Source organism: Paenibacillus sp. FSL K6-1122 (genome assembly GCF_037977015.1).
In the GTDB taxonomy this organism is placed as follows: Bacteria; Bacillota; Bacilli; order Paenibacillales; family Paenibacillaceae; genus Paenibacillus; species Paenibacillus amylolyticus.
The window spans coordinates 3038576-3052191 of sequence record NZ_CP150272.1 but is presented as its reverse complement, the minus strand read 5'-3'; the positions used below and the strand labels follow the sequence as shown (position 1 = coordinate 3052191).

At 47.0% G+C, this 13616-nt stretch carries 11 protein-coding genes; 3 read left to right on the top strand and 8 right to left on the bottom strand.

The genetic code is table 11. From position 1 onward, the window contains the following. Positions 1–73: 73 nt before the first annotated feature. From NSQ20_RS14175 to NSQ20_RS14165, 3 genes are all read left to right on the top strand, one after another. Positions 74–778, top strand: a complete 705-nt coding sequence (locus NSQ20_RS14175) for an O-methyltransferase (protein WP_340032787.1) — start codon at positions 74–76, stop codon at positions 776–778. A gap of 77 nt (positions 779–855) precedes the next feature. Then, positions 856–2166 (top strand): MFS transporter, encoded by a 1311-nt coding sequence (locus NSQ20_RS14170; protein ID WP_340032786.1) that lies wholly within the window; start codon positions 856–858, stop codon positions 2164–2166. A 148-nt stretch (positions 2167–2314) separates the two neighbouring features. Then, positions 2315–3430, top strand: a complete 1116-nt coding sequence (locus NSQ20_RS14165; protein ID WP_340032785.1) for an AbrB family transcriptional regulator — start codon at positions 2315–2317, stop codon at positions 3428–3430. Positions 3431–3515: 85 nt separating this feature from the next. On the opposite strand, the gene NSQ20_RS14160 is transcribed toward NSQ20_RS14165, so the two are convergent. From NSQ20_RS14160 to NSQ20_RS14125, 8 genes are all read right to left on the bottom strand, one after another. After that, positions 3516–3719, bottom strand: coding sequence for a hypothetical protein (locus NSQ20_RS14160; protein ID WP_017688872.1), 204 nt, complete (start codon positions 3717–3719; stop codon positions 3516–3518). Positions 3720–3796: 77 nt separating this feature from the next. Further along, a complete protein-coding gene (locus NSQ20_RS14155) occupies positions 3797–4060 on the bottom strand; it encodes a YkgJ family cysteine cluster protein (RefSeq protein ID WP_017688873.1) in 264 nt (87 codons plus the stop codon). 160 nt (positions 4061–4220) lie between these two features. Then, the gene (locus tag NSQ20_RS14150) at positions 4221–5069 is read right to left on the bottom strand and encodes a chemotaxis protein (protein WP_340032784.1); all 849 of its coding nucleotides are present in this window, start codon (positions 5067–5069) and stop codon (positions 4221–4223) included. 225 nt (positions 5070–5294) lie between these two features. Next, positions 5295–7313 (bottom strand): PTS system trehalose-specific EIIBC component, encoded by a 2019-nt coding sequence (gene treP / locus NSQ20_RS14145; protein ID WP_340032783.1) that lies wholly within the window; start codon positions 7311–7313, stop codon positions 5295–5297. A gap of 28 nt (positions 7314–7341) precedes the next feature. Next, positions 7342–9063, bottom strand: a complete 1722-nt coding sequence (gene treC / locus NSQ20_RS14140; RefSeq protein WP_340032782.1) for an alpha,alpha-phosphotrehalase — start codon at positions 9061–9063, stop codon at positions 7342–7344. A 296-nt stretch (positions 9064–9359) separates the two neighbouring features. After that, positions 9360–10715, bottom strand: a complete 1356-nt coding sequence (gene dctA / locus NSQ20_RS14135) for a C4-dicarboxylate transporter DctA (RefSeq protein ID WP_340032781.1) — start codon at positions 10713–10715, stop codon at positions 9360–9362. 238 nt (positions 10716–10953) lie between these two features. After that, positions 10954–11646, bottom strand: coding sequence for a metal-dependent hydrolase (locus tag NSQ20_RS14130; protein WP_017688878.1), 693 nt, complete (start codon positions 11644–11646; stop codon positions 10954–10956). A gap of 98 nt (positions 11647–11744) precedes the next feature. Then, positions 11745–13436: an alpha-glucosidase gene (locus NSQ20_RS14125; protein WP_340032780.1), complete on the bottom strand. Its 1692-nt coding sequence runs from the start codon at positions 13434–13436 to the stop codon at positions 11745–11747. Positions 13437–13616 lie beyond the last annotated feature (180 nt).

Below are 13616 nucleotides of genomic sequence, written 5' to 3'. Positions count from 1 at the left end.
ATTTATATATCTGCTCCATTTATAGTTGAAATATGAAATCCAATACAAGGAACAAGGAAAGGAACATGTGAAGATGAAAAATATAAATACGACCAACCTACAGCATACCTGGACTCAAGTTGACGACTACATGAATGATTTGCTGATTCCATCAGATTCCCTGCTTGAACATACACTGCAAAGCAATGCCGAAGCTGGACTTCCTGCTCATGACGTAACACCAAATCAAGGAAAGTTACTTCAGCTCATACTGCAAATCCAAGACGCATCCCGTGTACTTGAAATCGGCACATTGGGTGGATACAGTACCATCTGGATGGCAAGAGCGCTGCCTGAACACGGACGCATCGTCTCACTGGAATCGGAATCACACCATGCAGACTTGGCCCGAGCCAATCTCACACGAGCAGGACTGATGCACAAGGTTGACCTGAGAGTTGGTCCTGCCCTAACCACCCTTCCAGATGTTCAGGAAGAATACAGGGAACCGTTTGATATGATCTTCATCGATGCTGACAAACCGAGTAATCCCGATTATCTGAGATGGGCCCTGCGACTGACTCGGCCGGGGAGTCTTATTATTGGTGATAATATCGTCAGGGACGGTGAAGTGATCCGCACAGACAGCACAGACCCCAGAGTTCAAGGCGTTCGATCATTCCTGCAGTTGATCGCGGATCACCCTCGGCTTGAAGCTACAGCGCTGCAAACGGTCGGTAGCAAAGGTTACGATGGATTCGTCATTGCTCGTGTGATTGATGCCCCTGAACCAAAATAAACAGTGGTCAATTCTTCCGCAAATTCCCCTTTCCTGTTAAACTGGAATCACTGCACAGGCAGACTGGGGGGAACCACTTGAGAGTTTTACAACATATTAATGATGAAATTCGCGGCTGGTCCCGCAATATTCAACTGTTTTTCCTGGCTAGCATTCTGTATCAGATCGGAAATGGTATGTTCTCTGTCTTGTATAATCTGTACATTCAGGGTCTGGGCTATAATGATACAATGAACGGCCAGATAGTAAGTATTCAATCACTCGCAACAGCCATTATGTTTGTTCCTATCGGTCTATGCGGTGATCTGTTCAGCCGCAAGCGATTACTCATTACCGGGGCGTTATTCAGCGGAATCTTTCTGATCGGACGCTCCTTCGATTATTCGGCTACAGGACTGATCTGGTTCGCGGTATTCTCTGGCCTTTTCGCTGGAGTATTCCAAGTACTGGCCATTCCTTATCTGGCGGAAAACGTCAAGAAAAGCCAGCGGCTGAAGATGTTCAGTTATTATTCATCTCTTGTGCTCGCTTCCCAGGTGCTTGGTAGCCTGGGTGGCGGTGTATTCGCAGATTTGTTACATACGGCAGGACTCGCCAAAGTGACCGGATTGCAGACGGTTTTATTTGTCGGTGGTGCAGCAACACTAGCTGCATTTATTCCACTGTTATTTGTAACCGAAGGCAAGGCTGCTCCGCAGACAACAATTCCGGCGCAACCCGTTCTTCAACCCAATGAGGAGCTAAAAGAAAGTTCAACAAATATCCCAAGTACGGACGATTCGATCACGAAGAAAAAAGATGCCCGACTGATTGGTCAGTTTATAGTGACTCAGTTGTTAATTGGATTAGGTTCCGGACTGGTTGTACCGTATCTGAATCTGTATTTCACCAATCGGTTCTCGGTTTCTCTGAGCGGCATGAGCTTACTGATTGCACTTGGTCAGATTATGACGATTGTATCGATGCTGATTGGTCCTACCTTGGCGGCAAAGGTCGGAAGCGTAAGAGCCGTTGTCATTTTCCAGGTCATGTCGCTGCCCTTCCTTCTATTAACAGGTTTCACCAATCTGTTGTTCATCGCTTCGCTCAGTTTCTTGTTCAGACAAGCATTGATGAACGCCGCCAATCCCATTCATTCAGCCATATTGGTGGATCGGATCTCGGACAAACGCCGCGGCATTGCCAATTCACTGATGCAGACCTCGTTCATGATTGGTTGGGCGACCATGGGACCCGTTCAATCCTATCTGGTCACCACATACGGAACGTATTGGGGTTATGCGATCACTTTCAGCATCACAGGCTGTCTATACGTTATTTCATCACTGATGTACTTTGTAATGTTCAGAGAACCCAAACCTTCCGCTACGGCTCTCGCAGGATCTTAATGAGTTGAACACTAGCAGTCTGGTTGTTCCGCAGATAACGCAACGTATCTCATCATCAGGAGTGATCACACATGAACATGAATCCTTCATTAAACCTGAATGCATACCTGAATCTCATACCACCTCATTCAACCGGTAGGCTAAACGGATGGAACTGATGCGCAAGCTTGGTTCCCACGTTGTCTTTCGGTTTTTTCTTAGTCTGGGTGTCTCTGTTCTTGGCGGATTGCTGTTCACAGTCATTCATACACCGATCCCGTGGTTGCTCGGGCCAATGGTATTTATGCTGCTTGGCTCCCAAGTCGCCAAATGGCCGCTCATGTGGCCTGCCTCCATTCGGGACTATGGCATTCTGATTGTTGGTTATTCGATTGGACTCACCTTAACTAAAGAGGCACTGCACGGCATTTTGCAACAACTTCCCATGATGCTTCTGATGACCTTGCTGTTAATCGGATTGTGTGTAATTACGGCCTACATCGCTTCAAAGATAACCGACTTTGACTTCCCCTCCCTGCTGGTTGGCAGCATTCCAGGAGGACTGTCCCAGATGGTGTCCCTTGCAGAAGAAATGAAATCTATCAATCTGACGCTAGTTACCTTTTTGCAGGTGACTCGGCTGATCATGATTGTCTTCTGTGTTCCGTTCCTGCTGTTCAGTCCGTGGATTGGAGGTACCGCAGGTGGAGGTTTGGATCATCCGTTCATTGACGTAGCAACGTGGGGTTCCCTTTTCCCGGAGATTCTTGTCTATGCTCCGCTCTGTGTAGCGGGTGCATGGGTTGCACGCAAACTCCGATTTCCGACGGCCTTTATGCTGGGTCCCATGATTGTCATGTGTGTCGTTCAATTAAGCACAACGATGCACACGCCCAGTCTGCCAACCTCCCTCTTAAACGTATCGCAATTGATGATTGGCAGTCATGTTGGACTGATGCTCAAGCCAGAACAGTTGCAACGTAAGACACAGACGGTGACCCTAGCCGTGATTAGCAGTGTACTTCTCATTGCTGGTGCGCTTGGATTGAGTTATCTGTTAATGAATGTATTCTCCCTCTCGGCGGCTACCTCACTACTCAGTATGGCCCCTGGCGGCATGGATCAGATGAGTATCATGGCTCATGAAGTGAATGCCGATCTTTCGGTTGTATCCGGGTATCAATTGTTCCGCATCCTGTTTATCTTTTTCATCGTCTCTTCCGTACTGAAGATGATTCTTGTACATATGTTGAAAGAAAAGAAAGCTAAACCCTATCTTCAATGATCATATCTTGTCTGATCCCATGACAAAGAGAGTATCCATTTGATGCCACATCCTGCGGATACTCTCTTTTATTTGTACAGACTACTTATGAATAAATTCGGTTGTACATCCAGCCTACAATGCCCACCGTAACCACTGTTGCCCCAATAATAAATGCATAATAGCCAATCTTACTTTTGGACTCCGAAGTCTGATGGTCATAATAATCCGAGTTACGTCGGTAAAACCCCATCCATAACTCTCCGATCATATTCACAACAACCAATACAAAACGTTTAACAAGCCCCATTGTATTCGCGTCTCCTCTCTCTGATCGAGCTTCTTCCCTATTAAGTATAATTATCCCAATTCATTAAAACAACCTACTCATATTACCTTTGGTGCAGTTTCTTGCTCCAACCAGGTTAGAATATCAAAGGCTTCCTGATCGGTGCTACCACACATCTCTTCCTCAGCTTGCAATCCACTGCATACCGCAGGACGATCTTTTTGGCCAAAAATTCCGCAGCGATTATCATCCGTAAGCTGCACACAACGTACACCTGCCGGCTTGCCATGAGCCATGCCCGGTATCGGTGATGATATGGAGATCGCGATACAACATGCGGCACAGCCTGTCCTGCATTCCATACATATTTCCTCCTGATTAAAACTTATAGTACTTACAATACGTGTTCAAAAAGATCGGTTTTCAGTACCAAGAAGATGGGCTGAATTCCATATTCGATGCTGATGATGCCATTAGGCATCCTTCGTAATCAAAAGCGGACTTTTTGAACTACCTCTGATATTATGAGCGATTTATCCAAGTCCAGGTTCGAGCTAGCCCCTGAGCCATTCTCCGATTCATACTTCGATTGGAAAAATACCCCCCATGACTTAGCGGATTCCAACTCATAGCCACGCCGCCAGAGTTCACTTCAATGTCTTCTTTGACCGCTTTATCATAAGCGGGATCAATGGGGCGTAATGGATAACCCAGAATATCATCCCGATCGTAGAAGTTCACCCATTCCCCTTCCAGCCCGGCATAATACTGATTCACATGGGAAGAGGGCACCTGAATTGGGCAACTAAAGTCATGGTAACGCAAACTCCATAAGGGCAGGGTTGTACCAAAGGAGTAAAAATGGGTCAGCGTATCCCCCCGCTCCAGAGCCGAGTTCACATCCACAACCTCAGGCACACGACTGGAGGGATATTGCAGATCGTAGAAGAAGTTACTGGCGATTACGGCACCCAAACTATGGGCAACCACACAGAGCGGAGCTTCCGGTCCATTACGCTGTGCAAGGGTATGCATCGCCTGATTCAACGTTCGATGTACGGCATCGTAGTTATGGCCTTGATTTTCCACCGGTTGATAAGCAACCGCATCAGCCAGGTAGTGGATGACAAATCGGCGCAACGCCTGAAAGTTCAATCCCGGAGAGCTGACGAGCTGTTGAAAGAGCGCCTCTTCCCGCTCCTCAAATACATCCGCCCAATATACAGGTTCGATATCCAGCATCTGTTTAGAGGCGCCAGGCAAGACCATCACCTTGTCCAATTCCTTATGCAAACAAGCAATCAGCTTGTCCGCGTACCCATCCTTCCGCATACCCAGCCCATGAATGACCATCACCGCAATACGTGTCATGGCTCTCCTCCTCATCGATCTAGGAACTCTTTCTCCACCATATGAACGCCACGACTCGAACATGCCTGCAGCTTGCTTTGTCAGAAGAACCTTTCCAACCACCATTATTTCAAAAATGTGATTCTTCCATTTTATATACAGTTTACCATGATCGTCATGAAAATAACGATCATACAGCAAAAAGGAGCTGCACATCACGCAGCCCCTTCTTGTTGTTGTATTCAATTAACCTTTCAGATGAACCTTCAGCACACCATTTTGATTGGATGTAACATCACCTGTCGTGACTTCCACCCGCTCAACCATATCCTGACCATCTGGAATGATAATCGGTGTAATCAGTGGGTATCCCGCATCTTCAATTACCTTACGATCAAACTCTAACAGTTTTTGTCCAGCCTTTACATGCTCACCAGCTTCCACATGCATGTTGAAGCCTTCACCCTTGAGGGATACTGTATTAATCCCGACATGAATCAGAACTTGTAATCCACTTGCGTGTTCAAGAATCACCGCATGTTTACTTTTAATCACATGGGCTACCTGAGCATCAAACGGGGCAACAACAACGTTGCCGGAAGGTTCAATCGCTACACCTTCACCCATCTGTTTCTCGGCAAAAGCCGGATCAGGTACTTGCTCCAGTGACACGGCCTGGCCTGTTAATGGCGCCATGATTTCCAGTGTATTCACGGCTTCGTCCCCTACTTGAGCTGCACTACGTGTGCGCTGGTTTGGATCTGTTTTTGCAGTTGAAGAGGTAACACCCGAAACAGACTGCGATGTAGCCGCTTTAGGCTCATTAACGGTTTCATTGCTTGCACTACGATCTTCTTTTCTCAGTTTGGCTCTGCCAAAAAGGACGGTCAGTACAAACGGTACAACCAGGACAATCGCCATGCCGATGAAGAAGACACCCCATTTGTCAGGGAAAATCGACAGGAATCCCGGTACGCCACCTACACCGATGGAGGTTGCCTGAACATTATTCATCGTCAGCAACACACCACCAATTGCGGAACCGATCATACCAAAGATAAACGGATAACGGTAACGAATGTTAACACCAAAGATCGCCGGCTCGGTTACTCCGAGGAAGGCCGACACCGAGGACGTTGCCGCAAGTCCTCTCATTTTCTTTTCACGCAGGACAAGCATCATCGCAAGTGCCGCCGAGCCTTGTGCGATATTGGACAATGCCAGCATCGGCCACAGGAACGTACCGCCCTGACTACCAATGAGCTGAACATCCACCGCGAGGAACGTGTGATGCATACCGGTGATAACGAGCAAAGCGTACAGACCACCGTAGATCAGACCACCCAGCGCCGCGTATGAATCGTATACATAGATCAAGCCAGATGTAATTGCATTTGCAATAGCAAATGTAACCGGTCCAATAATTGTAAATGCCAAGAATCCGGTAATCAGCAAGGTAACTGGTGCAACGACCAGCAGTTTAATTGAATCATGTACCCTTTTGTTCAGGAAAATCTCCATCTTCGCAAGCAGATACGCCGATACCAGTACCGGCAGAACCTGCCCTTGATAACCGATCTTCTCAATCTCCCAACCGAACAGATTCCATGTTGGCACCGTGCCATTATTCACGGCATCAGCGTAACCATATGCACTCAGCAGATCGGGATGTACCAGAATGAGACCCAGCACGATCCCGAGCAGCGGACTGCCACCGAACCTTTTTACAGCTGCCCAACCAATTAGCGCCGGCAGGAACGTGAAGGCTGTACTTGCGATCGTATTAATAATGGACGCAAGATCCTTCCAGGCTGGATAAACATCCACCAGTGATTTTCCATCAAAGAAAATGCCTGGACCTGTCAGAATATTGTTAATCCCGAGCAAAAGACCTGCCGTAATGATTGCAGGCAAGATCGGAATGAAAATATCCGAGAGTGTTTTGATCGCTCGCTGGATTGGATTTTGCTTTTTACCAGCAACCGCCTTCACATCATCCTTGGAAGAACGATCTCCCCCAGTAATCTGAATCATCTCATCATAGACTTTATCCACCAGGCCAGGCCCAATAACGACCTGGAATTGTCCTTGGGAAGAGAACTGTCCTTTAACCAGATCATTCTGATCCAGACTTTCAGTATCCACTTTACTCTCATCGTACAAGGCAAACCGGAGTCGTGTAACACAGTGTGTAGCAGCTTCAATATTCTCTTTGCCACCAACAGCCCGGACGATCTCCTCAACCTGTTTTTTATCGATTGCCATAGTGTCACTTCCTATTTATAAAATGTGATTAGTCCTGTTGTGGCACAAGCCACATATAGGATGCATACGGACTGAGAGAGATTTCCTGCGTCAGCACAGGGGCTGCCTCCGTATTTCCTATGAGTAACTCTGCTGATTTGCCTGCAATGTGATCATTCCAGACCGCTTCCGGAAGCGAGAACGTGACGTCTCGTTTACTGAAGTTGGATACAACAATCAGGGTTTCACTTCCATTGGTCCGTGCGTACGCGAATACATCCGGGTGTGCATCGTCCAATCGTTCATACAGACCGTCGATCAGCACGTTAACCTGTTTACGCAGGGCAATCAATTTGCGGTAGTGGTAGTAGATCGAATCTGGATCAGCCAGCTGCTGTTCCACGTGTATGGAAGGATACCGCTCATCCACCTTCAGCCAAGGTGTTCCAGTAGTAAATCCGGCGTTCTTACTTCCATTCCACTGCATCGGTGTGCGGGAGTTGTCCCGGGAACGCTCTTTTACAATGTTGAAAGCTTCTTCAGCGGATTTGCCTCGTTCTTCCTGAAGCAGACGGTACATGTTCGTTGATTCGATATCGCGGAACTCGCTAACGTCATTCCAGACCGGATTCGGCATGCCGATCTCTTCTCCCTGGTAGACATAAGGTGTACCTTGCATGCCGTGTATCGTTGTTGCAAGCATCTTCGCACTCTCGGCACGATAGTCACCATCATCGGCAAATCTGGACAGTGCCCGAGGCTGATCATGGTTATTAAGGAACAGCGCGTTCCAACCTCCACCGGCTTGCATGCCTGTCTGCCACTCACTAAAGAGCTGTTTCATCGCTTCGAAATCATACGGCATCAGTTCCCACTTCTGACCATTCGGATAATCCACTTTCAGGTGATGGAAGTTAAACGTCATCGAAAACTCCCGGGAAGCCGGGTTCGAATATTGGATACAATGTTCCAGTGTTGTGGAAGACATTTCCCCTACAGTCACCATGTTGTAAGGCCCGAATACTTCATCGTACATCTCGGTAATGTACTCATGCACACGCGGTCCATCCGTGTAGTATTTGCGTCCATCACCCGGTGAGACGCTACCATCATCATCCGGGAAACGCTGGTCTTTGGAGATCAGGTTAATCACGTCCATACGGAAACCATCCACACCCTTATCCGCCCAGAACTTGATCATATCCCGTACAGCTTTGCGTACTTCTTCATTCTCCCAATTCAGATCTGCCTGCGTTTTATCAAATAAAGTCAGGAAATATTGTTCCGTCTGTTCATCATACTGCCACGCGGGCCCACCGAACTTGGATTGCCAGTTGTTTGGCACACCGCCATCCGGAGCAGGATCTTTCCAAATATAATAATCCCGATACGGATTATCCTTGGAAGAACGGGATTGCTGGAACCACTCATGATCGGTCGAGGAGTGATTCACCACGATATCAATCATCAGTTTCATATCACGAGCCTTCAGACCTTTCAGCAGTTCGTCAAAATCCTCCATCGTCCCATAATCCGGATTAATCCGGTAATAGTCCGCTACGTCATATCCATTATCATGCTGCGGGGATACATATACCGGCTGCAACCACACAATATCGATACCCAGATGCTGCAAATAATCAAGCTTCTCGGTTAATCCACGAATATCTCCAGCACCCGATCCGGTTGTATCATTAAAACTCTTCGGATATACCTGATACACCGTTGATGTCTTCCACCAAGATGACGGAGTAGTGTTATTAGAACTCATGTTAACGCCTCCAATAAATTGTAATGCTCTTATGTGATGTTCTCGGCTAACTTCATATCTATATTACATAAGTAAACATGTATATACAAGTTGAAACTATAATATGTATATTCTCCGCCTCTTCTACACATTCCCCATAAATCTTTCCTCTGTAACATTTATTTTGGAACCTGCGTTCGTGAACCCAATGATATCTGTATTGGGACAACAAGAAACCGTCTGTTCTTCCCACCATTGGTGCGGGCAACAGACGGTCTAATTGGGTTGAACTTGGTTGAAATTTTCAAAAACGCTTCTTACGACATCTCCGGTGAAACAACGGCTTTCCCTTGTTTTTCCTGCATATTCAACTTCAATAGAGATAGTGCAGCTTGCTCTTCCCTTTCCAGTTCAGCGGCACTGATCTCACCAGAGAGTACGGCACGCATTCGCTTTTGATCCAGCAGACCTTCCCATTTTGCCACTACAAATGCTGCGACACAGTTGCCCATCAGGTTGGTGAATACACGCATTGTATCCATGAATCGATCTGCACCAAGCAGCAGAGCAACCGCTGCTACCGGAAAAGCATTGACAGCCACTGCCGTTGCGGACAGGGCCAAGAATGCGGAGCCAGGTACTCCTGCCATGCCTTTGGAACTTAACATCAACACCAGCAAAATCGTAATTTGCTGCATCAATGTCAGTTCAATCCCTACGGCCTGAGCAACAAAAACCGTGGCCAAGGATAAGTAGATCGAAGCGCCATCCAGATTAAACGAGTACCCCGTTGGCACCACAAGACCCACAACCGCACGATCACAACCCGCCTTGGTTAGTTTGTCCATCATGCGTGGCATCACCACTTCTGATGATCCGGTTCCAATCGCCAGCATCACTTCAGAACGGGTATACTTCACAAATTGCAGGAAATTCAGCCCGGTAATACACCAGGCAGCCAATGCCAGCATGACCAGAAACAGCAGCGCTGCCCCGTAGCAGGCCAGAATCAGCAGACCAAAGGACGACAATGTGGATGCCCCATAGGCACCTACCGTGTAGGCCATGGCTCCAAATGCACCAATCGGAGCGAGTTTCATGATATAACCGATTATACGAAACACAATGCCGAGCAAGTTCTCAATCAGCGTCAGTACATTCTCTTTTGCCTTACTCTCTGTTGCTGCCAGGGCAACCCCGAACAGGCAGGCCACGAGCAATACTTGCAGAAGTGCATTTTGTGCAAAGGCATCTACAACACTTGTCGGAATAATATTCATGATAAAGTCTACCGTATGCGGTAACTCGGAACCATTGGTTTTTGCTTCAATGCCGCTTGCATCTATGGTTGAAGGGTCCACGTTCATTCCGGCACCGGGGCGAAGCAGATTGGCTGTTCCCAATCCAAGTACCAGCGCCACTGTAGTTGCAATCTCGAACCACACGATGGCTTTCAGCCCGATGCGACCTACCGACTTCAGATCACCGATCTTGGCAATACCTGTCACAATCACCATGAAAATCAGTGGTGCGATGATCATCTTGATCAATTTGATGAAACCTGTTCCGAGCGGTTGCAGCAGGCTACCCAGATCCGGCCACAGAATGCCTACGCCAATCCCGATAATTACCGCTACAATAATTTGAAAAAATAATGATTTCATAAATGACATGAACGCTCCCCCTGTTTGCGGTCAATTCGGATTTCCGTTTGGTTTCCGTGTAACTTTTTATATCATTCTAAAAGGGAGTTCAACAATGGAATTTCAATGTTTTTGTCATTTGTACCAACTCTATTGGTGAAAATTGAACCTGAAACCGAAAAAAGACGAATATCGCGTCAGTTATCTTGACGTGATATTCGTCTTTATCCATAAATCCATTTATTATTGAACAGCGGTTAAATGTGCATCACAGGGTAATCGATTCTCCCGGGGCCAGCACACGGCCTTCCAACCCTTTTGCAGCCAGTTGTTGCACGAAGTGTTCTGCATCCTGACGAATTACCGGAAACGTATCATAATGAACCGGAATCGTCAGTTTGGCATTAAACCATTCGGCCGCTTGCAGCGCATCCTCAGGTCCCATGGTGAAATGTCCACCAATCGGCAAGAAAGCTACATCAATATCATGACGATCACCGATCATTTTCATATCCCCGAAGAGACTTGTGTCTCCGGCATGCAAAATCGTTTTACCACCAATATTAATGATATATCCAGCAGGCAAACCTGCATACATGATCCGTTGTTCTTCTTCGAGCACAATCCCGGAAGTATGGAACGCCTGAATCATTTTGGCTTGAGCAAAATCAAGATCTACCGTTCCGCCCATGTTCATGCCGAGTGTATCCAGACCTTTCCAAGACATATATGTAGCCAATTCCACAATAGCCACAACTTTGGCGTTATTTGCTTTGGCAATAGGCTCAGCATCGAGGATGTGATCCATATGTGCATGTGTCAGCAACACAACATCTGTCTTAATATCTTCAGGCTTCGTGACGGCAAGCTCGTTGCCACGCAGGAAGGGATCAATGATCAGAGACTTTTCTTCTGTGCCCAGCTGTACACTGGAGTGACCGTGGAACGTAATATTCAACAACTTGGATTCCTCCCGACATATGTTTTGATTATTTTGAAAACCACTATTTATTATAAATCATAGCTCTTCACCAACGCAAAATTACGCTAGCCTCCGTGTCAACGTTGCTTACGATACACCCTTGCTTCATACGGCTGAAGCTGAATGGCACCTTCATCGGTAGAATAACGTCTGCTCACATTGCTGATGATCAGCTTGGCATGCTCGGAAGTCCAACCTTCCGGCCAGTGCATCTCAGGTTCATGCCCACGGAAATTCAGAATGACCAGCATCTGCTCATCTTCCAGCGTTCGGGTATAGGCATAGATATCCGGATCATCCGGTAGCAGCAGTTCATACGCACCATAGATAAGTACTTTATGTTGTTTGCGAAGGGCAATTAACTTACGGTAATAATGCAAAATGGATTGCGGATCACTTTCGGCATCAGCCACATTAATCTCAGGATAATTATCATTCACCTGAATCCACGGCTGACCCTGGGTAAACCCTGCATGTTCCGTCTCATCCCATTGCATCGGCGTGCGGGCATTATCGCGACTCTTCAGCCAGATTGCCTGCATGACTTCATGCTTCGACTTACCTTGACCAATATAATGATTGAAATAATTTTTGGTCTCGATGTCCCGGTATTGTTCGATATTCGGGAAAGCGACATTGGTCATGCCGATCTCTTCTCCTTGATAGATGTAGGGGGTCCCTTCGAGTGTAAGCATCCATGTCGCCAGCATCTGAGCAGAACGCACCCGATATTTACCATCATCACCAAAACGGGAAACCGGACGTGGCTGATCATGGTTCCCCATATAATTGGCGTTCCAGCCTCTACCATGCAAAACCGTTTGCCACCGGCTCATGATTTCTTTGAGATCGGTCAATTTCCATTCCTTATAGTTCCATTTACCGATTCCGGAGGATTTAGCATCGATAAACATATGCTCAAACTGGAATACCATATTAAGCTCATCACGATCCGTCCCCACATAAGCCAAGGCCTGCTCAGGTCCAAGTCCTGAAGTCTCGCCAACTGTCATGGGTCCGTAGGGTTTCAGGATCATGTTATTCAGTTTCTTCAGGATGGAGTGTACCTGTTCCAGGTTGGAAAAGAGCTGATACGCTGGAACCACCGGCAGATTATGCGGGTTGTGGGCACTTGGCAGACCCTCTGCCTTGGCGATATGCGCCACTGCATCGAAACGGAATCCGTCGACCCCTTTTTCCAGCCACCAATGCACCATCTCATACATCTCTTCTGCCATCTGTGCATTGTTCCAGTTGAGATCCGGTTGCTGTTCGGAATACAGATGCAGATAATATTCATTTGTCTCGGGATCATGCTTCCACACCGAACCTCCAAAATAGGACTCCCAATTATTCGGCACCTGCCCATTTTTGCCTGAACGCCAAATATAATAATCCCGCTTCGGATTCATCTTTGATGAACGTGATTCAGCAAACCACGCATGTTCATCTGACGTATGATTCAGCACCAGGTCCATCATGATCTTGAGACCACGCTTGTGGGCCTCTGCCAATAATCGATCAAAATCCTCCATAGTGCCATACTTGCGTAAAATGCCGTAATAATCCCGGATATCATATCCGTTATCATGTCCTGGTGAATCGTAAATGGGACAGAGCCAGATCACATCTACGCCCAAATTCTCCAAATAATCGAGCTTCTCATAGATCCCCTGCAAGTCGCCATATCCATCTCCGTCCGAATCCTTAAAGCTGCTCGGGTAAATCTGGTATACCACACTCTCTTTCCACCAAACGATATCGCCCACCTCGCTCTCATCATTGTTCAATATATAAATTGAACTAAAGAATATTTACACTGGACACTCCGATGACAGAACAACCTTCCGATCGCTGTTATCCCCAGATTTTATGAATTCCCCTTATAAGGGGAAAATCCGGTGATAAAGGCGAACGCTTTCGCTTCTTCAGGTTATTTCTGTCCTCTC

Bases quoted from the DNA above. Each gene is read 5' to 3' on its own strand.
- NSQ20_RS14155 (WP_017688873.1), bottom strand. From the start codon at position 4,060: ATGGAATGCAGGACAGGCTGTGCCGCATGTTGTATCGCGATCTCCATA.
- NSQ20_RS14160 (WP_017688872.1), bottom strand. From the start codon at position 3,719: ATGGGGCTTGTTAAACGTTTTGTATTGGTTGTTGTGAATATGATCGGA.
- treP (WP_340032783.1), bottom strand. From the start codon at position 7,313: ATGGCAATCGATAAAAAACAGGTTGAGGAGATCGTCCGGGCTGTTGGT.
- NSQ20_RS14175 (WP_340032787.1), top strand. From the start codon at position 74: ATGAAAAATATAAATACGACCAACCTACAGCATACCTGGACTCAAGTT.
- treC (WP_340032782.1), bottom strand. From the start codon at position 9,063: ATGAGTTCTAATAACACTACTCCGTCATCTTGGTGGAAGACATCAACG.
- dctA (WP_340032781.1), bottom strand. From the start codon at position 10,715: ATGTCATTTATGAAATCATTATTTTTTCAAATTATTGTAGCGGTAATT.
- NSQ20_RS14150 (WP_340032784.1), bottom strand. From the start codon at position 5,069: ATGACACGTATTGCGGTGATGGTCATTCATGGGCTGGGTATGCGGAAG.
- NSQ20_RS14165 (WP_340032785.1), top strand. From the start codon at position 2,315: ATGGAACTGATGCGCAAGCTTGGTTCCCACGTTGTCTTTCGGTTTTTT.